This window comes from Holophagaceae bacterium, assembly GCA_016720465.1.
Classification (GTDB): domain Bacteria; phylum Acidobacteriota; class Holophagae; order Holophagales; family Holophagaceae; genus JANXPB01.
In genome coordinates this window covers 40001-63576 of the sequence record JADKKO010000002.1, presented here as the reverse complement: position 1 = coordinate 63576, position 23576 = coordinate 40001, and the positions used below count along the sequence as shown (strand labels likewise).

Here is a 23576-nt window from a genome sequence, read left to right as displayed (position 1 = left end):
GCCGCCATGGGCCGGACGGTTGCGAAGAATTAATGCCTAGAACCGGTCCGAGAAAGGCTGCTTGCCGTACTTCTGGTATCTCCGGACCGCCCTCCTCCGGTACAGCCAAGCCGTCAGGTTGCTGATGCCGGGGAGGTGGAGCATGGGGGCCACCCAGCGCCAGCCCGGCAGGCGCCCGAGCACATGCGGCAACAGGGCGCCGCCGCTCCAAACCCGGCGGCTTCCTTCCTCGAGCCCGTGGATTTCGCCGTGCAGGTCCCTCCCGGCCAATTCCGGCGCGAAGAACGCGAGATCCTTGCCCTGGATCGGAAAGAACACCAGCAGGCCCTTGCGGTCCCGTTCCCTCAGGCGGTCCATCATGCGGCAGCAGAGGCTGCACTCGGCGTCGTAGGCGAGGATCAGCGGGCCCTTTGGGAACACCTCACACCGCGGCGGGGGCGGGAACCGGTTCCTTCACCAGTTCCTTCACCCAGAGGGGCACGGTCTTCACGCCCTTGGGCGGCTCCAGGGCCTTCTGGTAGCGCCGCAACTCGCCGGTGTGCGCCGTGACGAAATCATTCTCTTCGAGGTAGGTGGTGATGGGCAGGCGGGCGGTCGCGGCGCCTCCGAGTTCCGAAGCCACCGACTCCAGCACGAGGCTGAACGGCACCGAGGCGAGCATGGCCTTGAGCCGCTCCGTCTCCTTGGCCCCCGAAAAGGGTGCGTCGTAGAGCAGCACCAGGGCCTTCACGGAACCCTTCTTCACCAGCTCCTCGAGCTCATCCAGCATCGAGAAGCGGAAACCCCGCTCAGAGAATCCGCGCCGGTTGTAGATGCCGTCGGTGTGGGTCTGGAGCTTGGGCAGCTGGATCGCATAGCTCTTGGTTCCTATGCCGAACCGCCATTCAGGTTTCGAAGCGAGATCGCCCAGCCGCTGGGCCGCATCGCAGCCGAACACGCCCTGGGCGACGACCGCCGTCGGACCCGCCTGCTGAAGCGCCTCGCGGATGGCTTCGACGCTGCCGTCCCGCCCGTTCAGCTCCGGTTTCATGACCCGGGCTTCGGGCTTCAGGTTGTAGTCGTGGCAGGCGGCGCGTTCTTCATCGCTGATGAAGTAGGAGGCCGTTTTGCCCTCCACAGGGCGAGGCCGGAACCGCCAGGCCTTGTTCTGGTCCACGTCCGCCCAGATGGGATTGGCCAAGGCGGAGTGGCGGCTGATGGTAGGGATGTTCTTGAGATACCAGACCCGGCGGTTGAAGCGGAAATCGCGGCTCGTGAGCGCGCCCACGGGGCAGAGGTCCACCACGTTCCCCGCCCAGGGATTGGCGTCCATGGTCTTCCCGCTGTAGGTGGTGACTTCCAGCTTGGAGCCGCGCTGCGCCACCGTGAGTTCGTGCGTGCCGCTGATCTCCTGGGTGAAGCGGATGCAGCGGGTGCAGTGGATGCAGCGGTTCTTGTCGATGACGATTTTTCCGCCCAGATCCTCGTACCGGTAGCGGCGTTTCACTTCGCCCATGCGGCTGTCGCCGCTTCCATACTCGTAGCTGTAATCCTGCAATTTGCACTCGCCCGCCTGGTCGCAGATGGGGCAATCCAAGGGATGGTTCAGCAGCAGGAATTCCATCACGCTCGCCCGCGCATCGGCCACCGCCTTGGAGTTGGTGATGATCTCCATGGCGATGCCTTCGGGGTTGTCCTTGGGCGCCGGTCCCACGGTCGTGGTGCAGGATGTGGCCAGTTTCGGCATCCCCTTGATCTCCACCATGCACATGCGGCAGGTGGCCACCGGCGTCAACGCCGGGTGGTAGCAGTAATGCGGAATGGCGATGCCGGACTGCTCGCAGGCATCCAGCACCAGCGTGCCCACCGGGAACTCCTTTTCCACTCCGTTGATCAACACCTTCGGCATGGCCTACCTCGAATCTTCAGAATGAGGCATGGGCCAGGGCCGAGGCAACTGGCAGCTGAGTGCCGGGGGTCAAGATTCCAGAGCAAAAACCCGGAAGCTAAAGGTGGATCGCCAGGGCCACTTCCACCAGGAGGCCTGATTTGGCCGCGCCTGCGATATTGGCGGTCTCGAAATTCACCAGATTCAATTCCACGCTGTATTGGTCGGACAGGCGGGCGCCCGCCCCCACCATGGGCTTGACCACCGTCGTGAACCCTCCCTTGACTGCGGGTGCGGAGTCCCCCTCTCCGTAGAAAGTCTGGCTTTTGACCCGGAACTGGGAGGCTCTCAACCCGGCGTGCACATAGAGGTCCTGGCGGAATCCCCATCGATAGAGGGCCGAGGCGTAGTAGCCGTCCGTCTTGTCATCCTGCGTGACGCCCTTGTCCACCGTGGTGGCGGTGGGGAAGTAGCGGTAGCCCCCGTCGAATTCCAGGGATTGGCGGCGGCTCAGGATGTAGGTCCCGAACATGGCCACGCCATAGTTCTTGGACTGGCCGATTCCGGCGCCGTCGGCGCCGCTGAAGTTCCCAGCCACCAGCTTGAACCCCGCGTCCCAGCTTTCCTGGGCATGGGCCGCGGAGGCGCCGCAGGCGATCATTAGAGCCGGAACGAGCAGATGTGAACGAAGCTTCATGAGGAACCCCTCTCAACAGCATCCAGGAATCGCCGCGAATTTGCCAGCTTCACTCCCATGTTTCGGACAAACCATAGGTTCCGATTAGTTTTAGGGGCCGTTGCGCAGTGGCCAGCTCATTCCTGGTCACTGAGTTACGGCCCCTTATGTCGGTCCGCAATCCAAATTGCTGGGTAATTTTGTCGCAAAGACTTACCGCGTGAAACAATGGGAAATTGGAGTTGAGCCATGCCCCGCGCCTTGCTTTCGGTCTACGACAAAACCGGCCTGCTCGATCTCGCCCGCAGCCTGAAGGCGATGGGCTGGGATCTGCTGGCCACCGGCGGGACCTTCAGGGCTTTGGTGGAGGCGGGCCTCGACGTGATGGAGGTGGCCGATTACACCGGGGCCCCGGAATGTTTCGAGGGCCGCGTCAAGACCCTGCATCCGAAGATCCATGGCGGGCTGCTGTTCCGGCGGGATTCGGAACAGCACGTGGCGGACGCGGAACGCCTGGATATCGCGCCCATCGACCTCGTGGTGGTCAATCTCTACCCCTTCGAATCCACCATTTCCAAGGCCGGCGCTTCCTTCGAGGAATGCATCGAGCAGATCGACATCGGCGGCCCCTCCATGCTGCGGAGCGCTTCCAAGAACCACGGCTCCGTGACGGTGCTCACGGACCCGGGCCAGTACGCCGGGTTCATCCAGAAGCAGAAAGCGGGCACCTGGTCCCTGGCGGACCGGAGGATCTGCGCCCTGGCGGCCTTCAAGCAGACAGCCGTCTACGACATCGCCATTTCGAAATGGATGGAAAACCAGTTCGCGCCGGAAGGCGAGGAACTCCCGGACACGCTGGACCTCCGGCTCTCCAAGCGCCAGGGGTTGCGCTACGGCGAGAACCCCCATCAGCCCGCCGCTTTCTACGTCGATCGGGCCGCGGGCACCGAAGGCATCGCGGCCTGCGAGCAATTGCAGGGCAAGGAGCTCTCCTTCAACAACCTGCTGGACGCGGACGCCGCCGCGCGCCTGGCCTGGCAGCTCAAGGCTCCGGCCTGCGTCATCGTCAAGCACAACAACCCCTGCGGCGCCGCCGTGGCCGCCCATCCCCTCGATGCCTTCCTGAAAGCCCAGGCGGCGGATCCCCTCTCCAGCTTCGGCGGCATCGTGGCCTTCAACCGGGCCATCGGTATCGAAGTGGCCCAGGCCATGGCCCAAAGCTTCTGGGAGGTCATCCTGGCCCCCGGCTTCACCCAGGAAGCGCTGCAGGTTTTCGCCGCCAAGAAGCAGCTGCGGCTGCTGCGCATGCCCAAGCAGTGGCCCATGGCGGCCTCCGACCTGGACCTGCGCACCATCGGGGGCGGTTTCCTGGTGCAGCGCCCGGACGGCCAGTTCACTGAATTCGAGCAATGGGAAGTCAAAGTCACCGGCCGGGGCCCCAACCCGGTGCAGGAAGATCTCATGCTCGCGCAGAAACTCGCCAAGGCGGTCAAATCCAACGCCATCGTGCTCGTGAAAAACGGCGCCACCGTGGGCATCGGCGCCGGTCAGATGTCCAGGGTGGACAGCGTGGAGATCGCCTGCCGCAAAGCCGGCGAAAGGGCCAAAGGCTCGGTGCTCGGCAGCGACGCCTTCTTCCCCTTCCCCGATGGCCTTGAACTGGCCGCCAGCCATGGCATCCACGCCATCGTGGAGCCCGGGGGCAGCCTGCGCGACGCCGATGTCATCGCCGCCGCGCAGCGGCTCGGCGTGTGGCTGTTCTTCAGCGGCATGCGGCATTTCAGGCACTAGAAACCAGGAACCGCGAAATGTCGCCAATAACCGCGAATGAACTAATTTATAAAGATGAGGCCTTAGCCTGTGGTGCACCATGGAGCTTCATACCGTACCAACCTCCTTTTCAATTTTGGTGCCATCAGCTCGATTGGCTCCGTCTTGTTCACACTAATTAATTCGCGTTTATTCGCGCCATTTGCGGTTCCAAATGAAAACTTCTGAACTCCGCCAACGATTTCTCGCCTACTTCGAGGAGAACGGCCATCGCAAGGTGGCTTCGTCCTCGGTCGTGGGCCCCGCCGATGATCCGACCGTGATGTGGACCAACTCGGGGATGATCCAGTTCAAGGATGTGTTCCTGGGAAAGGAAATCCGGGATTACACGAGGGCCACCTCTTCCCAGAAATGCCTGCGCGCCGGGGGCAAGCACAATGACCTGGACCAGGTGGGATTCACCGCGAGGCACCACACCTTTTTCGAAATGCTCGGCAATTTTTCCTTCGGCGATTACTTCAAGGCCGACGCCATCCGCTTCGCCTGGGACCTGGTGACCGGCCCCCTGGACGAAGGCAAGCTGGGCATCGATCCCTCCCGCCTGTGGGTCACGGTGTTCGAAGGCGCCGACGGAATACCCGCCGACCTTGAGGCCGAGGAGCTGTGGAAGGCTGCGGGCGTGCCGCCCGAGCGCATCCGGCGCTACGGCAAGAAGGATAATTTCTGGCAGATGGGCGATACCGGGCCCTGCGGACCTTGCTCGGAAATCTTCTACGACCGCGGGGAGCGCTATCCCGGCGACGCCACGCCCAACGGCGAAGGCGACCGGGTCATGGAGATCTGGAACCTGGTCTTCATGCAGTACGTGCGGGATGCAGGCGGAGTCCTGTCGCCCCTGCCCCGGCCCAGCATCGACACGGGCATGGGCCTGGAGCGCACCGCCTCGATCCTCCAAGGCAAGGACAGCAATTACGAGATCGACCTGTTCGAGCCCATCTTCGAGGCCATCTGGCACGTGGCGAAAGTCAAGCCCGCGGACCGCGCCGAGCACACCAACCGCACCGCCTCGCAGGTCATCGCGGACCACATCCGCGCCGCCGTCTTCATGACCTACGACGGCGTGGTGCCCAGCAACGAGGGCCGCGGCTACGTGCTGCGCAAGATCGTGCGCCGGGCCCTGCGCTTCGGGAAGAAGCTGGGCATCGAAGGCGCTTTCTTCGCGGATCTGGTGCCTTCGGTGGTGTCGGCCATGGAGGATGCCTATCCGGAATTGAGACCCGAGGCGTCCCGCGTCGCCAAGGCGCTGAAGCGCGAGGAACAGCAGTTCTCCGTGACGCTGAACGCGGGTTTGAAGCAACTCGAAGCCTGTGATGTGCGCCAAGGCAGGCTTTCCGGCGCGGACATCTTCAAGCTCTACGACACCTTCGGCTTCCCCGTGGATCTGGTGGAGGACTGGTGCCGCGAACGGGATCTTTCCTGCGATCTCGGGGGTTTCCAGACTGCCCTGGCCGAACAGCAGGCCAAGGGCCGCGCAGCGCTTAAGTCCCACGACCAGCGGCTTTCCGGTGATTTCGCCATGCTGGCAGAACTGCCGGCCACGGAATTCCTGGGCTATGGGGCGACGGAAGCCGATGCCAGGGTGCTGGCCCTCTTCGACGCCGCGAACAAACGGGTCGCCTCGCTTTCCGGCGAAGGGTCTGTCCTGCTGGACCGCACGCCCTTCTATGCCATGGGCGGCGGCCAGGTGGGCGACACCGGCCGATTGCACTTCGAGGGCGGTGCTGCGGAGGTCCTGGATTGCGTGGCCGCCGCACCCAAACGCAGCCTCCACAAGGTGCGGGTGGAAGGCGACTTGAAAGAGGGCGCTTCCCTTCATGCGGTCGTGGACGCCGACCGCCGCGCCCGCATCCGGGCCCACCACACCGCCACCCACCTGCTCCACGCCGCGCTGCGGGAAGTCCTTGGCACCCACGTGAAGCAGGCGGGCTCCGTGGTGGACGCGGACCGCCTGCGCTTCGACTTCACCCATTTCGCGCCCATCGAACCCGAGCAGATGGCCGAGATCGAGCGGCTGGTGAACGAGCAGGCTTTGCAAGCCAAGGCGACCCACCTGGCTGAAATGTCCATCGACGAAGCGCTGGCTTCAGGCGCCATGGCCCTGTTCGGCGAAAAGTACGGCGATTACGTGCGCGTGATGTCGGTGCCTGGCTTCAGTGTCGAACTTTGCGGCGGCACCCACGTCGCCAACACCGGCGAGATCGGGCTGGTGAAAGTCACCAGCGAAAGCGCCGTGGCCAGCGGGGTGCGGCGTCTGGAAGCCGTGGCCGGGGCGGCGGCGCTGGACTTGCTCCAGCACGACGAGCAGCTCCTTTCCCAGCTTGCGCGGCAGGCGAATACCAGCCGCGAGTCCCTGGGGGACCTGGTCGCCGCCAAGGACACCCGCATCACACAACTGGAACGGGAACTGAAGGAAGCCAAGCTGAAGGCCGCCAGCGGAGGCGGAAGCGCGGAACAAGTGGAACAGGTGAACGGCTTCACGGTCATCACCGCCAGCGTGGATGGCCTGGAGGGCAACGCCCTGCGCGAATTGATGGACCAGGTCCGCACGCGCCACCAGGATGCCGTCATCGCCATGGCTTCGAAAGTCGCCGAGGACAAGCTGGCCATGCTGGTTTCCGTGTCTGCGGGCCGCAACGCCGATGCCGGAGCGCTGCTCAAACTCATGGCCCCGCACATCGACGGCCGCGGGGGCGGAAAGAAGGATCTGGCCCAGGGCGGCGGCGCGAACCCGGCCGGCATCCCCGCTGCCTTCACCGCTCTGAAGGCAGCGCTGGCCGCGCTCTAGCCTCATGCTCCGCATCCCCTGGTGGCTGCCGGCCCTCGTCCTCGGGGCCGCGCGGCTGCTCTGGCCGCGACAGTCATGGGCCGCTGTGCTGGCCTACCATCTCGTGTGCCTGGCCGGGCTGCGGGGGCCCTTCAAATGGGGGGCCGTTGGCCGCGCCTGGATTCCGATCCTGGCGGCCTTCGCCCTGCTTCCGTTGATTCTGCTGATCCCGCCTTTGGCCTTGTTCCCAAGGGATCGCGTCGCGGATCTTCTGAGCCATTGGCCCGGCGGCCTGGTGAGCTGGGCGATCTATTCCTTCATCTTCAATGTAGCGATCGAGGAAGCCTTTTGGCGCGGCACCCTGGTCCGCGAAAAGCCTTGGCCCGCCTACGTCCACGGAGCCGCCTTCGGGCTGCATCACTTCGTCGCGGGGTTCCTCCAATTCGGATGGATGTGGGCTGTGCCATCGTTCCTGCTGCCTGCCGCCGTGGGGACCCTATGGGCGCGAAGCGTCCGCGGTTCGGACGGCCTGGGCATCGCGCTGCTCACCCACCTTTGGGCGGATGCGGCCCTGGTGCTGCTGGTGGCTGGGCAGCTGCGGTAGTCTTTGGACCAGTCTCCAGGAGGGCCTATGCGTCGTATCTTCATGATCACCGCTGCCAGCATTTCCCTATTCGCCCAAATGCCTGCGGCCCGCGCCCAACGCCCCGTGCACACCTTCTCCATCGTGGCGCGCGATCCAATCACCGGGGATCTGGGCATCGCGGTGCAGAGCCACTGGTTCAACGTGGGCAGCGGCGTGATCCACGCCGAGCCCGGCGTCGGCGCCGTGGCCACCCAGAGCATCCCGGACATCGCCTATGGTCCCCTTGGGTTGCAATTGATGAAGGCCGGCAAGAGCGCGCCAGAGGCCCTGAAGGCGCTGGTGGCCGTGGACGCGGAGGAATCCGTGCGGCAGGTGGGGATGGTGGACGCCCAGGGGCGCGCGGCCTCCCACACGGGTTCCATGGACATTCCCGAGGCCGGGGGCATCGTGGGCGAGGGCTTTGCGGTCCAGGCCAACATGATGGCCAAGAACACGGTCTGGCCAGAGATGGCCAAGGCCTACCGCGAGGGGCTAAAGGATCCCAAGCTCGACCTGGCGGATCGCTTGCTGGCGGCCCTTCGCGCAGCCCAGGCCCAAGGCGGCGACTTCCGCGGCATGCAGAGCGCGGCCATCCTCATCGTCAAGGCGAAACCCTCGGGCCAGCCATGGAACGACAAACTGTTCGATCTGCGGGTGGAGGACAGCCCGGACCCCATCGCGGAATTATCTCGGCTGGTCCAGCTCCAGCGGGCCTACCAGCTCATGAACGCGGGTGATGCCTTCGTCTCCAAGAACCAGTGGAAACCCGCTCTGGAGGCCTATTCCGCCGCCGCCAAGCTGGCTCCGCAGATCGTGGAGCTGCCCTACTGGCATGCGGTGGCCCTGGTGAACGGCGGCCGGGTGCAGGAGGCACTGCCCATCTTCAAGGAAGTCTTCCGCCGCGAACCCAGGTGGCGCGCCGCAGCGCGCAGGTTGGCGAAAGTGAAGCAGCTGCCCAACGACGAGGCCATCCTGAAACTCATCGAAGCACAGTAGTCTCTCCCCAATTCGCCCTTCTTTCACCGCGGGCGGAATGAGCAGGGTCTATGATAATATCTGATATTAAATACACTTATAATTCATTTACGACCCCTTGTGAAGGTTTCCACCTCGTCCCAAACTTCCCGGCTGGCTTTGCATCCATGGGGAAAATGGGCCGCGAAATCCTCCCGGAGACGGGTTGCGTGTTTTGCGAGATAGAAATCAAGGTCCGCCCGGTCCGCCGCTTCATAACGGGTCCGGAACCGTGTGGGTGCCACCTTCTCGAAGCGCGCAGTCAGGAAACAGCTTGTGGCCATGATTTCCGGGATGTGCTTCCCCCGCATGTACTGCTCAAAGGCTTCCGAGAGCTGAGCCTCGACGCCAACGGTGACTTCATAGGTGATCACATCATCTCCTGAAGGTGAAGAAGACCGCGCCCACCAGGCAGCATGCGGCCCACAGATGGTTCATGGTCAGTTTTTCACGCATGTACCAGACCGCGAACCCCGCGAAAACGACCAACGCAAGGACTTCCTGGATCACCTTCAGCTGGGGCAGGGTGTAACGGCCATAACCCATGCGGTTCGCGGGCACTTGCAGGCAGTATTCGATGAAAGCGATGCCCCAGCTCACCAGGATGGCCACGAACAGCGGTGAATTGCGCTCGGTTTTCAGATGCCCATACCAGGCGAAGGTCATCGCGATGTTGGAGAGGAAGAGCAGCAGGATGGGAAGCCAAGCTCGCATAAGGAAGATGTCCTCCCGCGGGTGGGTTCACCCAGATCCTACCTGGCCGCCTGGGCCTGGATTCGATGGAGGGCGAGCGCTCCGGCCTGGGCCAGCCGCATGAGGGCTTCCTGCTGGGATTCACTGGGCACGCACGCCTTTTCGCCCTTGAAGGTGGCCGCGAACAGGATCCCGGCGATGCGGTCCTCGAATAGCAGGGGCACGCCCATGAAGCTCGAGAGCGCGAAGGTCTCGACGAACTGGGGATTCAACTGGGTGATGCTCCCGTTGTCCTCGCCCACATAGCTCAAGCAATGCTCTTGATAGAGGCGGCGGCTGAAGCCGCTCTGCAGGATGGGAATCCGCATGCCCTGGTAGACCTTCTGCAGGCGCGTGGGCGAATAGGCCAGGATCTCCACTTCCACGGGGTTTTCGGGGTCGGGGATCTCACCGAACAGCCAGTTCTCGCAAGGGTAAATCGAGGTCGCCCGCTCCAGCAGCAGTCCCAGGAGATCCTCCTTGGCGGCGCACTGCTCCAGGGCGACGTCGGGGTCCGCGCCCCCGGCCGGCCCGCGGTCCGGGGCGGACGCGGCGGCGTTTTCTGGAGCCTGGTTGGGATCGGTTTCTTTGGTCATCGGGGTGAGTGGCTCAACTCTAGCTCACCTTGCGAATTCCGTCGCGCGGGTTTCGCGCATCACCGTGACGCGGATCTGGCCGGGGTATTGCATCTCCGCCTCGATGCGCTTGCTCACGTCCTTGGCGATCCAGAAGGCCTGGTCGTCGTTCACCTGGCCCGCGTCCACCATGATGCGGATTTCGCGGCCGGCCTGCATGGCGAAGCTCTTCTGCACGCCCTTGTAGCTGTTGGCGATGCCTTCGAGCTGCTCCAGGCGCTTGACATAGGTCTCCATCATTTCGCGCCGGGCGCCGGGCCTTGCGGCGCTGAGGGCGTCCGCCGCGGTGATGAGCATGGCTTCTACCGTGCGCGGCTCGAAGTCGCCGTGGTGGCAGCTCATGGCATGGATGACGTTCTCCTTCTCGCCGAATTTGCGCAGGAGCTCCATGCCGATCTCGATGTGGGTGCCTTCCACTTCCCGGTCGATGGCTTTGCCGATGTCGTGGAAGAGTCCGGCCCGTTTGGACAGGCGGGCATCGCAACCCATCTCGCCCGCCATGTATTCGGCGATATGCGCGACTTCCTTCGTGTGGTCCAGCACGTTCTGGCCATAGCTGGTGCGGTACTTGAGCCGCCCCAGGAGCTTGTGGAGCTTGGGGTGGACATCGGGGAAACCCATCTCGATGGCCGCGGCCTCGCCGACTTCCTTCAAGTGCTGGTCCATGTCCAGCTTGGTCTTTTCGACGACTTCCTCGATGCGGGCGGGGTGGATGCGGCCGTCCGCCAGGAGCTTCAGGATGGCCTGGCGCGCCACTTCGCGGCGTATGGGATCGAAACTGGAGACCACGATGGTCTCGGGCGTGTCGTCCACGATGAGATCGCAGCCCGTGGCTTTCTCGATGGCCCGGATGTTGCGGCCCTCGCGGCCGATGATGCGGCCCTTCAAGTCATCGCTGGGCAACTGGACCGAACTCACGGCAGCTTCGGAGACCACGTCCGAAGCCACGCGCTGGATGGCCGCGCCGATGGTCCAGCGGGCCTTCTTCATGCCCTCTTCCTGGGCCTCGTCCTCGATGCGCCGGATCAGCTTGGCCGCATCCATCTTCGCCGTGTATTCCAGCGACTCGATGATTTCCTTCTTCGCATCTTCCCGGGTGAGGCCCGCCACTTCCTCCAGCTTTTTGGCCTGGGCTTCCACCAACGCCTTGGCCTCGGCCTGCTGGGCCTGGAGTTTCTCCAGCTCCGCCTTCCGTTTTTCGGTGGCTGTTTCCAGCTCCTTGGTCTTCTGCTCGATGCCCTTGCTCTTTTCATCCAGCGCCAAGGTCTTCTTGTCCAGATTGTCTTCCTTGGACTGGATGCGCTGCTCCTGCTTGTCCAGGGCCCCCTGGCGCTCGTAAAGCGCTTTCTCGGCTTCCTGGCGGGCCGCGAGGGCCTGTTCCTTGGCCTTGAGCTCGGCTTCCTTGAGGATGGCGTCCGCTTCCCGCTGGGCGCGGTCCTTGGCGCCCTTGATCTCAGCTTCGGCGGACCGGGTGGCCTGGTCGCGGATGACCTTGGCTTCGGCCTCCGCATGGATGCGGGCATCGGTTCCCGCCGCGGCCTGGGCCTTGGCCTTGGTGGCCTGGAGGGCAAAAAAGACGGCGGCGGCCAGCAGCAGGACTGCCGCTGCGCCAAAGACGAGGGTCAATGCATTCATCGCGGTGTCTCCATGAGGGTTGGAGCCACCCGCACATCCAAGTTGTCAACCAAGTCCCCGCTCAGTCGTGTGGGCTTGCCTAGTTCCCTAAGGTAGTAGGGGGGAAACCACCGTTCCTTTTAGGAACACCCGCTTTTCAGGCGCGCCGCGACGCGGAACGCACACAAGCGGGGTAAGGTCTCCCAGGCAGTTATACGGAACAAGCGCTTGGCCAAAACACGGGCCTCGCAGGGATCAGGGTTCGCTCCCGAACAGACCGTCCTGCGCTCCCGGAGGAGTCGAGGGTTGGGGGTGGGAGTCGTGGGATTCATCCGGAACGTCGTCGAGGAGCTTTGAGAGAGTGTGTTCCAGGTCTTGGGTGGTGCGGGTGGCTTCCTGTTCCAATTGCGCAACACGATGCGCCAGGTTCAGGGCCCCCATCAGCAGCCAGGTGGTTGAGTCCAGGGCCGAGGGGGAACTCCCCCATGTTACCTCATAGGCCTCTTCCATGTCGTGAAAGCCGGATTCGAGCACTTCCTTGGCCCGGGTCAGGCTGTCGCCATATTCCAGGGTATGGACCTTCAGGGTGCGGCCGAGCACCTCCAAGTGGACATCCTGGGCCTTGGGTTTGCGGGGGACCGGCACCACCTTGCCCGCGGGGATGTGGATGGCGGGAGCCTTCATTTCAGGTCCTCCACCAGCTTGAGGATCCCCGCCACTTGGGTGCTCAGCTCCTCCCGCTCGGCCACCAAGACCTCTTTGTCGTGGGTGAGGCTTTCCACCTGGGCCCGAAGGCGGTGGAGCTCCTCGTCCTCCTCGAGGCCTTCTTCCTTGATCTCCTCCAGTTCCGCCCTCATCGCCGAAACCTGGTCGCGCAGCTCATTGCGCTGCTGGACCAGGGATTGAAGCTTGCCTTCGAGCTGTTTGAGAAGATCCATTGGAGCACCTGAGGTATAGGTTAGCGTCCGTTACGAAATAACCAGTGCTTTTCTGGTTGTTTCGTAACGGACACCTTGCGTCGCGCAGAGCGCAACGGTTATCCGCGCAGCTCCGCCTTCAGGGAACGGGCGGCCTCCAGGGCCGATCCCACCCAGACGTCGACCTCATCCCCCGTGAGGGTGCGGTCGCCCTGGAAGATCAGGCGCAGCAGCCAGGCCTGATGGCCGTCGGGCAGACCTTTGCCCCGGTAGATGTCCACGCAGGTGAGGGTGTGCAAAGGCGTCCCCATGAGCGCCCCTTGGATGGTCTCGGCCAGACGGCCAAAGGACAGGCCGAAGGGCACCACCAGGGACAGGTCCCGTTCCACTGATGGAAAACGGCTGAAGCCCTGGAAGGGTGGAATGACCCGCCCGGAAGCAGCGGGAAGGTCTGCCAGGGCCACCTCAGCCGCCAGCAGCCCTCCCTCCAGCACGCGCACCTGGGCGGGGGCCCCATGGACGCCCAAGGCGGCCAGGATGCCTTGAAGGGCCGCGGGCTGGACGGGGCCCTTGGGCGTCAAGGGATCCAGTCCCCCGGTTTCACCGGCCCATACGATGCCCAGGGTCGAACGTTCTTCCGGGCCGCCGGGCGCGGAATGGAAGGTGGGGGCGATCTCGAAGAGCCTGACTTCCCTCGCGCCCTGCCGCAGATTGTACTCGGCGGCGTGTTTCAACGAGGACAGCAGGGAACCCCGGAGGATGGAGTATTCGTAGCCCAGCGGATTGCCCAGGGTCCGTCCTCCGGCTGGCGTGCCGGCGAATTCCGCATCGGCCTCGGGACTGATGAATCCGAGCGTCACGGTCTGGAAGAAGCCCAAGCAGGCCAGCCGCCGGGCGACGCCTTGCCGCTGTTGGTACTCCGCGGCCAGGGGCTCCGGGTCCGATTTCACCGGCGGCAGGGTGGACGGGATCAGGTCGTAGCCGCGCAGGCGCAGCACTTCTTCGGCCAGATCCTCGGGAAGGGCCAGGTCATGGCGCCAGGATGGCGGCAGCGCCCTCAACGCCACGTGGTTCGCTTCCACCTCGCATCCCAACCGCTGCAATTTCAGCGCCGCATCCTCCATGGACAAGGGTTCCCCGGCGATGCGATGCAGCAAGTCCTTCGTCAGGCTGATGGGTTTGGCCGGTCCGGGTTCCTCGCCTTCGGTCCAGGCCCCATCCAGGGACGCCCAGGCCCACTGTTTCAACCGGGCGGCCAGCAGATCGCGCGCGATGCGGGCCATGGATGGATCCGCCCCGCGGCCAAAGCGGTGGCTGGCATCCGTGTGGAGGCCATGGCGGCGGGCCATGGCGCGGACCACGCGCGGTTCGAACCAGGCGGATTCCAGCAGCACGCGCCGCGTATCCAGGTCCACCTTGGTGCTTTCACCGCCCATGAGGCCGGCCAGAGCGATGGGGCCGCGGTCGTCAGCGATGACCAGGTCCTTTTCGGTGAGAGTCCGCTCCACGCCATCCAGCGTTGTGATTTTTTCGCCGGCCGCCGCATGCCGGATGACGATACCGCCCCGCAATTTGTCTGCGTCGAACGCGTGGGTGGGATGCCCGTAGCGATGCAGCAATTCGTTGGAGGCGTCCACCGCAGCCATGTCCTTGGCATTGGAACCCAGGCTGGCCAGGAACTGCCTGACGTCTTCCGGCGTGGTTTGCATCGCTCCGAGCGTCAGGACGGCCGTCGAGTAGAGGGGGCAGGCATCGGCCTCCAAACGGATCGGAACCAGCGCTTCGCCTTCCTCCAACGGATCCAGGTCCACGGGTGAAAGGTCCTGGCCCAGCTTGGCGGCGAGGTCCCTCGCCAGCCCGCGGTGGCTCATCACGTCGCCGCGGTTGGCGGTGATGTCCACGTCCAGCACCGGTCCAGTCCCGCTCTGGGCCACATCATCGATGGGAAAGCCGAGGGAAGCGATCAGATCGCAGAGATCCTTCAACGGGACCTTCGAAACCGCTGGCAATTCTTTCTGCAGGGCGTTCACCGAGAGGAGCATCAGTCCAGTCCTCCCATGGCCTTGAGGAATCGTTGGTCGTTCTCGAAGAAGAGCCGCAGATCCGGTGTCTGGCTCACCATCATGGCGGTCCGCTCCACGCCCATGCCGAACGCGAAGCCGCTCCAGATCTCCGGATCGATCCCCGCGATGCGCAGCACATTGGGATGGATGAGGCCCGCGCCCAGGATCTCCACCCATCCGCTGCCCTTGCACACGCGGCAGCCGGAGCCGCCGCAGAGCGGGCAATGCACGTCCATCTCGCAGCCGGGCTCCACAAAGGGAAAGTAGGAGGGCCTGAACCGCACATCGGCCTCCGGACCGAAGAGCGCCTTCATGGCGTAGGCCAGGGTGCCCTTCAGGTGGTGCATGCCGATGCCCTTGCCCACGAGCATCCCCTCGACCTGATGGAACATGGGCGAGTGGGTCGGGTCAATCTCGTCTTTGCGGTAGACCCGCCCTGGCGCGAGAAACCGGATGCCGCCCTTCGTCTCCAGCTCCGGTGCCAGGCGTTTGAGCACACGCACCTGAACGGGGCTCGTATGGGTGCGCAGCAGCAGTTCCGGATGCTGCCCCAGGTAGAACGTGTCCGCGGTGCCCCTCGCTGGGTGGTCCTCCGGAATATTGAGGCCGTCGAAATTGTGTTCCTCGGTCTCCACTTCGGGGCCTTCCTCCACGTGGTATCCGAGGGGGCGGAACACGTCCACCAGCCGGTCCATGAGGCGGTTCAGGGGATGCAGCGCCCCGGTCGGCGGCATGGGGGGCGGCAGGGTCGGATCCCAGGCGTTCCTGGTGGAATCAAGCTGCTTTTTTTCGGTTTCCAGCTCGCCCTGCCTGGCCTTCAGGGCTTCCTCCCAGGTTTTCTTGAGGCCGTTGATGACGGCGCCCAGTTCCCGCTTCTGCTCCTTCGGCGCCTGTTTCAGGGATTCCATCAGCCGCGCCGAGAAGCTCCCTTCACGGCCGGTGTAGGCGCCCTTGAGCCGGTTCAGCGCATCCAGGTTCGCACAGGCCGAAAGGGCCGAAGGAAAGCGCTCGCACGCTTCGGCCATATCCGCGGGAAGAAGGCTGAGGGCATTGGCGTCAAGTTGGGTCACAGGGGTCCCGTCAAACAAGGAAAGGCCGCTCGCGCGGCCTTCCGGGTCTTCATCGAGTGGGTTTCGATCAGCCCTTGGCCGTGGCCACGAGCTTGGTAAACGCCTCGGGATTGCGCACCGCGAGATCCGCCAGGATCTTGCGATCCAGGTCCACGTTCGCCTTCTTGAGGCCGCCCATGAACTTGGAATAGGAAATTCCGTTCTGGCCGCAGGCGGCGCTGATGCGGACGATCCAGAGCTTGCGGAAGTCGCGCTTCTTCACCTTGCGGTCGCGGTAGCCGTAGCCCAGGGCCTTTTCGACCGCTTCCTTGGCGGAGCGGTACAGGCGGGACTTGGCGCCGTAGAAGCCTTTGGCGAACTTGAGCATGCGCTTGCGGCGCTGGACTCGTTTAAAACCACGTTTGACGCGTGTCATGGGAGATCCTTTCCTGGTGGCAACTCAAGAGAGTTTTAAGGGCCACATCGGGGGCGGCAGTGCCGCCATGTTTGGGTGAAGTCCCGAGCAGGCTTGGCCTGTGAGGGACGCGGGGGTCCGGGGGTGTGCGCGAAGCGCGGAACCCCCGGAGGATATCAGGCGTAGGGGAGCATTTCGGCGACACGCTTGGTGTCGGACTCGCTGACCATCCGTCCCATGTCCAGCTGGCGCTTCCGCTTGGGCGTCTTGCTGGTGAGGATGTGGCGCTGGTGCGAGCAGCCGCGCTTGAAGCGGCCGGTGGCGGTCTTCTTGAAGCGTTTCTGGGCGCCCTTGTGGGTCTTGAGCTTAGGCATTTTGGACCTCGTTCGTGGTTACCGTTTCGTTTTCTTTCGGCCCGGCAGAAGGTTGGACGGGTTTGGCCGGCTTGGCCTTCTTGGGGACTTCCACGGGCCTTGGCGCGACGATGGCGTGCATGTCGCGGCCGTCGATGCCCGCGGGCTTTTCAATGATGCATTTGTCCAGGATCCGGCTGAACACGTCTTCAAAGATCCGGAAGCCGATGTCGCGGTGGACCACTTCGCGGCCCCTGAACATGACTACCACCTTCACTTTATCGCCTTCCTCCAGGAATCGGAGGATGTGCTTCACCTTGAATTCGAAATCGTGGTCATCGGTGCGGGGGCGGAATTTGACTTCCTTGACCACGATGTTTTTCTGCTTGGCCCTTGCCGCATGGTCCCGCTTGGCTTCCATGAACTTGTACTTCCCGTAGTCCATGATCCTGCATACCGGAGGCTTGGCGGTGGGAGAGACTTCCACGAGGTCCAGGCCTTTTTCTTCAGCAACGCGGATCGCCTGTTGGGGCGACATGACTCCGAGTTGTGCTCCGTCTTCGTCGATGACTCGGACTTCCGGCGTACGGATACCGTCGTTGATGCGGGTTTCAAGGGACCGGATAACAAACCTCCTACAGGGACTAACACAAAGAACAGCAAGTTTATCAAGGGAACGGGTTCTTTCCAATCATCTTTTTCGGGATTACCGGTCCCGGCCCTGGATTTCAGCTTGGAGCGCCGCCAGGAAATCGTCCACGGATTTCACGCCCTGATCCCCTTTGTGGCGGTGCCGGACCGAAACCGTGCCGGCCTCGGCCTCCCGGTCCCCGATGACCAGCATGTAGGGGACCTTCTGGAGCTGGGCATCGCGGATCTTGGCGTTGACCTTCTCGTTCCGCCCATCCAGTTCCACCCGCAGCCCCAAGGCCTTGAAACGCGTCTCAAGGACCGAGGCGAATTCATGCACCCGGTCCGTGATGGGCAGGATGGCCACCTGCACCGGCGCCAGCCAGGTGGGAAAGGCTCCGGCGCAGTGTTCGATGAGGATGCCCATGAACCGCTCCAGGCTGCCCAGCATGGCGCGGTGCAGCATGACAGGCGCTTCCTCGGTGCCGTCAGCCTTGGTGAACTTGAGTCCAAACCGGGCGGGCATGGAGTAGTCCACCTGCAGGGTGCCCAGCTGCCAGGGTCGTTTGAGCGCGTCCAGCACCTGGAATTCGATCTTGGGCCCGTAGAAGGCGCCTTCCCCCGGGTTGATGTGGAAGGCCAGTCCCGCTTCGTTCATGGCCTCCGCGAGGGCCCCCTCGCCCGCGTCCCAGATTTCATCGGAGCCCAGGCGCTTCTCCGGGCGCGTGGACAGGGCCACGCGCATTTCGGTGAAGCCGAACACCTCGTAGACCTCCCGGATGAGCGCAAGGAAGGCGGCCATCTCGGATTTCATCTGGTCCGGCGCACAGAAGATGTGGGCATCGTCCTGGCAGAAGGTCCGGACGCGGGTCAGGCCATGCGTCACGCCGGACCGCTCATAGCGGTGCAGCCGGCCGAAGTCCGCCAGCCGGATGGGCAGGTCGCGGTAGCTGTGTTTGCCGGTGCTGAAGATGACGCAATGGCTGGGGCAGTTCATGGGCTTGACCGCGTATTCCCGCTCCTCCACCGAGGTGAAGTACATGTTCTCCCGGAAATTGTCGTAATGGCCGGAGGTCTTCCACAGCGACACGTCGATGATCTGCGGCGTGATGACTTCGCTGTAGCCGTGACGCAGGTAGAGTTCGCGCATGTAGGCCACCAGCTCGTTGTAGACCACCGCGCCCTTGGGATGGAAGAAGGGCGAGGCCGGCGCTTCGGGGTGGAAGGAGAAGAGCCCGAGCTCCTTGCCCAGTTTCCGGTGGTCCCGCGCCTTGGCCTCGTCCAGGCGGTGCAGGTGCTCATCCAGCTCTTTCTGGGTATGGAAGGCCGTCGCATAGACGCGGCAGAGCATCTGGTTCTTTTCGTCTCCGCGCCAGTAGGCCCCGGCGGTGTTCAGCAGCTTGAAGGCCTTGATGCGGTTCGTGTTGGGCACATGGGGACCGCGGCAAAGATCATAAAACTCTCCTTGCCGGTAGCCGGTGATGGTTTCGCCGGAGGGAATGCTGGAGACCAGCTCCACCTTCAGCGGCTCGCCCAGCTGCTCGAAGCGGGTCACCGCGTCGTCGCGCGTGAGTTCCTCCCGGACCACAGGCATGCCTTCATCGATGATGTGGCGCATCTCCGCTTCGATCGCCAGGAGATCTTCGGGCGTGAAGGGTTTTTCGATCCAGAAATCGTAATAAAAACCATCTTCGATCACCGGGCCGATGCCGACCCTGGCTTCGGGAAAGACCCGCTTGGCCGCCTGGGCCATCAAATGCGCGGCGGAGTGCCGCAGCAGTTCCAGGGAATCCGGATCCTTGCTCGTGACGATGGCCACCTGCTCCCCGTCGTTCAAAGGAGTTGCCAGATCAATGATCTGGCCGCCGTTCACGCGGATGCCCAGCGCAGCCTCTGCCAACCGGGGCCCGATGCTCTCCGCCAGGGTAGTTCCCGTCGCACCTTCCGGCAGTTGGCGGAGGGAGTCGTCAGGCAGGCGGACGGTGATCGGCATTGCGGGCTCCGTAGCATAAAAAAAGCACTGCCCCCAGGATGCGGGGGCATTTCAGTGTAACCAGGAACGGCTGGGCTCGCCCAGACTCAGCCTGGTGTCAATGCGCGGGCGGCCCACCTGCCTGGGCGGGGCTCGCCGGGTTTCCGCCTCTCTTCAATCTTGAATCATCGTGCGTGCGGGGCTGATGCTGCGCCGTGTCAATCCTTCAATCCCGCCCGCGCGCCAGAGGACGAAGGCGACCAGGCCCGCCACCAGCAGAAGCGCCAGGAGACACCCGCCGGCCGCGATCCAGAGGCAGCCGCCACGGCCCTGCTTTTCCCGGCTCTGCCGGGCTTGGGGAGGCCCATCGAAAGGCTGTCCGCAGCCCGCGCAGGCCCAGGTTCCAAGCGGGGCGGGCGCTCCGCAGCGGGCGCACCAGATCCATTGGGGAGCGGCCGTCTCCGCCGGTTCATCCTCGAAGACCAAGCTGGAGTTTCCCATCTGGAGGGTGTCCCCGTTCCGCAATTCGTGGCTGGCGATCCGCTGGCCTTGCACCAGGGTGCCGTTGGCGCCTCCCTGGTCCACCACCAGCCACCCGGTGGCGGTCCTTTGGATGACGGCGTGGCGCCGGGAGGCCCCGATGCCCTGCAGGACCAGATCGCAGGCGGGATCCCGGCCGATGAGCACCTGGTCCCGCTCCAACTGGAATAGGCTCTCCCTGGCCTCGGCCCCATCCTGGGTAAAGACGCGCAAATGGGCCATGGAGAGGCCTCCCATTTCGGGAGTATATCCCCTCGGATCCACCACAATCCCTAGGGGAGACTATGCTGGGGAGCACGTTTTCCGTTCCAGTCCTGGAGGTCCCATGCCCTTCGGATCCCGCGCAGCTTTCCTCGCCTGCCTGGTGCTTATCCCCTTGCGGCTTGGCGCCCAGGGCGTCCCTGCCGATCAGCAGGCTGCGGTCAACGCCATCGTCGGCTTCGTCCGCCGCCTGGAGGGCGAGGCCAATGCCGACGCGGTGCGCAGAGGCTTCGAGAACGGCAGCGTCCGCATCGCGCCGGTGCCCGACAACGACAACGCCGACACCAATCCCGACACCCATGTGATCACCCTCAACCCCAAACTCCTCCAGGAGATCCACCGGGCGGACGGCAAGCAGAATTACAAGGCCACGGCCGACTGGACCGCCACCTTGAAACATGAGCTGGTGCATGCCCAGCAGACCACCCGCGCGGTCATCGCCTCCAATATCCGCCGGACGCTCGGCATGGGCTGTCCCCACGAGGTCGCGGGATGGCGCGCCGGTTTCCAGTCCTACTACGACTGGATGGAAACCCTCCGGCAGCGGATGGGCACGGGCAGCGCGGCGGACCGGGAAACCGCGGCCGCGCAGCTCCGGGACATCATCAAAGGCTTCAAGGAATACCGCCAGAACTATCCCCAGGGCAGCTTCGGCGATATGCGGATCACCGGCCGGGACGGCGTGCCGACGGATCTCGACGAGGCCGCCAACGAGGTCCAGGAACTGGAGAAGGCGGTGAACGCGGCGCTCGAAGGCCATGATTTCGTGGTCACCACCGTCCCGATGGTCCAGACACCCAAAAAGGGCGATACCTTCACCGTCTCGGCGAATCCGAAGGGCGGCGCTTTCGACACGCCCTCGGCGCAGAACCGCGAGAGCCTCTATACCTACGCCTGGTACGCCGATGGCGCGCCTTTGGGGCTGACAAGCCGAAGCATCACCCGCAAGGCCACCAAGAGCGAAAGCCTCACGGTGCAGGCCACCGACCGCCTTTCCCGCAAGCGCAGCGGCTCCTGCAAGGTCACGCTGAAGGAGGATCCCAAGCCGCCTCCTCCAAAGCCAGTGCTGAAGCCGATGCCCACCCGGCACTACACGGCCGCTGGCCGCCCTGCCTACACCGGTGGACCGATCTATCCCCCCTTCATTCCGCCCTCCCAGGGCGAAGCGCGCAAGACCATGGAAGCGCGCCTCAACGCGCTGCGGGAGCGGCACCGCCAACTCAAAGCCCAATTGGACCGCAGCGGGGGCCACGACGCGGCCACCTCCCGGGAGATGACCGCGGTCTATCAGCAATATTTAGCACTTAAAAAACAATATGATTCGATGAAATAACTTTTCGATTTTGGACATTAAAAAGCCCCACACTTGAGTGTGGGGCTTCTGGTTTTTAACGTCGCAGCGACCTACTTTTCCACGTTTAGAAACGCAGTATCATCGGCCCTCCGGGTCTTAACGGCCGTGTTCGGGATGGGAACGGGTGTGACCCCCGGGGTATAGCCGCGACGAAAGGTGAGAAAGATCGAAGGGTGTGGGCGAGAGGAAACCTCGGTTTCGCTCGGTTGTTGCTCTTGGAAGTCCGTGCGGTGGCGGGTTGCCACCATTGGAAATGGAATTGATTGATGGAAGGATCAAGTCGATGGACCGATTAGTATCGCTTAGCTAAATCCCTTACGGGACTTACACATGCGACCTATCAACGTCGTGGTCTTCGACGGGTCTCGTGGGGATATCTCATCTTGAGGGGTGTTTCGCGCTTAGATGCTTTCAGCGCTTCTCACTTCCCGACATAGCTACCCAGCATTGCATTTGGAAACACAACTGGAACACCAGAGGTCAGTTCATCCCGGTCCTCTCGTACTAAGGACAAATCCTCTCAAATATCCTGCGCCCACACTAGATAGGGACCGAACTGTCTCGCGACGTTCTGAACCCAACTCACGTACCACTATTAATCGGCGAACAGCCGAACCCTTGGGACCTGCTTCAGCCCCAGGATGTGATGAGTCGACATCGAGGTGCCAAACCTTGCCGTCGATATGAACTCTTGGGCAAGATCAGCCTGTTATCCCCGGCGTACCTTTTATCCGTTGAGCGATGGCCCTTCCATGCGGGACCACCGGATCACTATGACCTGCTTTCGCATCTGCTCGTCGTGTCTGACTCGCAGTTAAGCTCCCTTATACCATTGCGCTCTGCGGCTGATTTCCAAACAGCCTGAGGGAACCTTCGTACGCCTCCGTTACTCTTTTGGAGGCGACCGCCCCAGTCAAACTACCCGCCTGACACGGTCTCCCGCCCGGATCACGGGCGTGGGTTAGAGATCAGCATTGCGCAGGGTGGTATCTCAACGTTGACTCCACCGACCCTAACGAGCCAGTTTCAAAGTCTCCCACCTATCCTGCACAGCACAATGCCAACCTCAATGTCAAGGTGTAGTAAAGGTGCACGGGGTCTTTCCGTCTAAGTGCGGGTAACCGGCATCTTCACCGGTGCTACAAGTTCGCTGAGCTCCTGCTGGAGACAGTTTCCAGATCGTTACACCATTCGTGCAGGTCGGAACTTACCCGACAAGGAATTTCGCTACCTTAGGACCGTTATAGTTACGGCCGCCGTTCACCGGGGCTTAAATTCGCAGCTTCGCTTGCGCTAACCGCTCCTCTTGACCTTCCGGCACCGGGCAGGTGTCAGCCCCTATACCTCCTCTTGAGAGTTTGCAGAGACCTGTGTTTTTGTTAAACAGTCGCCTGGAACATTTATGTGCCACCCCCTCGGGCTATGAACCCTACCGGGGTACCCCTTCTCCCTAAGTTACGGGGTTAATTTGCCGAGTTCCTTCAGCAGTAATCACTCAAACGCCTGAGGATTCTCTCCTCGACTACCTGTGTCGGTTTGCGGTACGGACACAAATACCTCTCCTTAGCAGCTTTTCTCGGCAGTGTAGGATCATCGCCTTTCGTCACAAGTCTTGAGCTTCACGGCGCCCGGACTTCCCTAAGCGCCACCCTTGACAGGTTTCACAAGTCATTCCATAGACCTGCGCGACTACCTTCCTGCGTCCCTGCATCGTACAAACGAGATATTCATGGTGCTGGAATATTAACCAGCTTTCCATCGCCTACGCCTCTCGGCCTCGGCTTAGGGCCCGACTAACCCAACGCGGATTGACCTTGCGTTGGAAACCTTAGTCTTACGGCGGACAGGGTTCTCGCCTGTCTTTACGCTACTTATGCCGACAGAGTCTCTTCCCATGTCTCCAGCTGTCCTTACGGTCAACCTTCGCAGACGTAGGGAATGCTCCCCTACCACTTTCGTTCGCAGCTTCGGTAATATGCTTGAGCCCCGTTGAATTGTCGGCACAGACCCGCTTGACCAGTGAGCTATTACGCTTTCTTTAAAGGATAGCTGCTTCTAAGCTAACCTCCTGGCTGTCTAAGCACATCCACATCCTTTTCCACTTAGCATATATTTTGGGACCTTAGCTGGCGATCTGGGTTGTTTCCCTCTCGACTACGGATCTTATCACCCGTAGTCTGACTGCCGGACTTCACGGCGTGCCATTCGAAGATTGGTTGGATTCGGTAAGCGGGTGTGCCCCCCTAGTCCATTCAGGTCTCTACC

The 23576-nt window shown here is 63.0% G+C and carries 21 protein-coding genes and 2 rRNA genes (1 of these 23 cut by a window edge); 5 read left to right on the top strand and 18 right to left on the bottom strand.

Annotation, left to right across the window (positions count from 1 at the left end; translation table 11 throughout):
* Window positions 1-36 precede the first annotated feature (36 nt).
* From IPQ13_04640 to IPQ13_04630, 3 genes are all read right to left on the bottom strand, one after another.
* Window positions 37-420 (bottom strand): DUF393 domain-containing protein, encoded by a 384-nt coding sequence (locus tag IPQ13_04640; protein ID MBL0210189.1) that lies wholly within the window; start codon window positions 418-420, stop codon window positions 37-39.
* Between the two features lies 1 nt (window position 421).
* On the bottom strand, window positions 422-1888 hold the full coding sequence (locus tag IPQ13_04635; protein MBL0210188.1) for a (2Fe-2S)-binding protein: 1467 nt from the start codon (window positions 1886-1888) through the stop codon (window positions 422-424).
* A 97-nt stretch (window positions 1889-1985) separates the two neighbouring features.
* Window positions 1986-2564 carry a hypothetical protein gene (locus tag IPQ13_04630; GenBank protein ID MBL0210187.1) on the bottom strand — a complete coding sequence of 193 codons (579 nt, stop codon included), beginning with the start codon at window positions 2562-2564 and terminating at the stop codon, window positions 1986-1988.
* Between the two features lie 228 nt (window positions 2565-2792).
* Between IPQ13_04630 and purH the strand changes: the two genes are divergently transcribed.
* From purH to IPQ13_04610, 4 genes are all read left to right on the top strand, one after another.
* A complete protein-coding gene (gene purH / locus IPQ13_04625; protein ID MBL0210186.1) occupies window positions 2793-4334 on the top strand; it encodes a bifunctional phosphoribosylaminoimidazolecarboxamide formyltransferase/IMP cyclohydrolase in 1542 nt (513 codons plus the stop codon).
* A gap of 193 nt (window positions 4335-4527) precedes the next feature.
* Window positions 4528-7158, top strand: a complete 2631-nt coding sequence (gene alaS / locus IPQ13_04620) for an alanine--tRNA ligase (protein MBL0210185.1) — start codon at window positions 4528-4530, stop codon at window positions 7156-7158.
* Between the two features lie 4 nt (window positions 7159-7162).
* Window positions 7163-7741, top strand: a complete 579-nt coding sequence (locus IPQ13_04615) for a CPBP family intramembrane metalloprotease (protein ID MBL0210184.1) — start codon at window positions 7163-7165, stop codon at window positions 7739-7741.
* Between the two features lie 27 nt (window positions 7742-7768).
* Window positions 7769-8758 carry a DUF1028 domain-containing protein gene (locus tag IPQ13_04610; GenBank protein MBL0210183.1) on the top strand — a complete coding sequence of 330 codons (990 nt, stop codon included), beginning with the start codon at window positions 7769-7771 and terminating at the stop codon, window positions 8756-8758.
* Window positions 8759-8841: 83 nt separating this feature from the next.
* Here the strand turns inward: IPQ13_04610 and IPQ13_04605 are convergent, their stop codons facing one another.
* The 13 genes from IPQ13_04605 to IPQ13_04545 all read right to left on the bottom strand — a co-directional run bounded on the left by IPQ13_04605 (window position 8842) and on the right by IPQ13_04545 (window position 19918).
* Window positions 8842-9150, bottom strand: coding sequence for a DUF4286 family protein (locus IPQ13_04605; protein ID MBL0210182.1), 309 nt, complete (start codon window positions 9148-9150; stop codon window positions 8842-8844).
* Window position 9151: 1 nt separating this feature from the next.
* Entirely contained in the window at window positions 9152-9490 is a 339-nt protein-coding gene (locus IPQ13_04600; GenBank protein MBL0210181.1) for a DMT family protein, read from the bottom strand.
* A gap of 38 nt (window positions 9491-9528) precedes the next feature.
* Complete coding sequence (locus IPQ13_04595) at window positions 9529-10104, bottom strand: GAF domain-containing protein (GenBank protein ID MBL0210180.1); 576 nt, start codon at window positions 10102-10104, stop codon at window positions 9529-9531.
* Window positions 10105-10128: 24 nt separating this feature from the next.
* Window positions 10129-11778: a ribonuclease Y gene (rny, locus tag IPQ13_04590; protein MBL0210179.1), complete on the bottom strand. Its 1650-nt coding sequence runs from the start codon at window positions 11776-11778 to the stop codon at window positions 10129-10131.
* A 234-nt stretch (window positions 11779-12012) separates the two neighbouring features.
* Window positions 12013-12441 (bottom strand): cell division protein ZapA, encoded by a 429-nt coding sequence (locus IPQ13_04585; GenBank protein MBL0210178.1) that lies wholly within the window; start codon window positions 12439-12441, stop codon window positions 12013-12015.
* The gene (locus tag IPQ13_04580; GenBank protein ID MBL0210177.1) at window positions 12438-12695 is read right to left on the bottom strand and encodes a hypothetical protein; all 258 of its coding nucleotides are present in this window, start codon (window positions 12693-12695) and stop codon (window positions 12438-12440) included. The genes IPQ13_04585 and IPQ13_04580 overlap by 4 nt, the downstream gene beginning before the upstream one ends.
* A gap of 98 nt (window positions 12696-12793) precedes the next feature.
* Window positions 12794-14716 carry a phenylalanine--tRNA ligase subunit beta gene (locus IPQ13_04575; GenBank protein MBL0210176.1) on the bottom strand — a complete coding sequence of 641 codons (1923 nt, stop codon included), beginning with the start codon at window positions 14714-14716 and terminating at the stop codon, window positions 12794-12796.
* On the bottom strand, window positions 14716-15762 hold the full coding sequence (pheS, locus tag IPQ13_04570) for a phenylalanine--tRNA ligase subunit alpha (protein MBL0210175.1): 1047 nt from the start codon (window positions 15760-15762) through the stop codon (window positions 14716-14718). Before pheS ends, IPQ13_04575 begins: the two co-directional genes overlap by 1 nt.
* A 112-nt stretch (window positions 15763-15874) precedes the next feature.
* Window positions 15875-16222: a 50S ribosomal protein L20 gene (rplT, locus tag IPQ13_04565; protein ID MBL0210174.1), complete on the bottom strand. Its 348-nt coding sequence runs from the start codon at window positions 16220-16222 to the stop codon at window positions 15875-15877.
* A 155-nt stretch (window positions 16223-16377) separates the two neighbouring features.
* Window positions 16378-16575: a 50S ribosomal protein L35 gene (gene rpmI / locus IPQ13_04560; GenBank protein MBL0210173.1), complete on the bottom strand. Its 198-nt coding sequence runs from the start codon at window positions 16573-16575 to the stop codon at window positions 16378-16380.
* Window positions 16568-17179 carry a translation initiation factor IF-3 gene (locus IPQ13_04555; GenBank protein MBL0210172.1) on the bottom strand — a complete coding sequence of 204 codons (612 nt, stop codon included), beginning with the start codon at window positions 17177-17179 and terminating at the stop codon, window positions 16568-16570. Before IPQ13_04555 ends, rpmI begins: the two co-directional genes overlap by 8 nt.
* 81 nt (window positions 17180-17260) lie before the next feature.
* Window positions 17261-19177, bottom strand: a complete 1917-nt coding sequence (gene thrS, locus IPQ13_04550; GenBank protein ID MBL0210171.1) for a threonine--tRNA ligase — start codon at window positions 19175-19177, stop codon at window positions 17261-17263.
* Window positions 19178-19330: 153 nt separating this feature from the next.
* Window positions 19331-19918: an FHA domain-containing protein gene (locus IPQ13_04545; protein ID MBL0210170.1), complete on the bottom strand. Its 588-nt coding sequence runs from the start codon at window positions 19916-19918 to the stop codon at window positions 19331-19333.
* A gap of 103 nt (window positions 19919-20021) precedes the next feature.
* Here IPQ13_04545 and IPQ13_04540 point away from each other — a divergent pair, with 103 nt between their 5' ends.
* Window positions 20022-21290: a hypothetical protein gene (locus IPQ13_04540; GenBank protein MBL0210169.1), complete on the top strand. Its 1269-nt coding sequence runs from the start codon at window positions 20022-20024 to the stop codon at window positions 21288-21290.
* Between the two features lie 58 nt (window positions 21291-21348).
* Here IPQ13_04540 and rrf read toward each other — a convergent pair.
* Window positions 21349-21463 (bottom strand): 5S ribosomal RNA (rrf, locus tag IPQ13_04535).
* A 119-nt stretch (window positions 21464-21582) separates the two neighbouring features.
* Window positions 21583-23576, bottom strand: a 23S ribosomal RNA gene (locus IPQ13_04530); it runs 945 nt beyond the window's last position.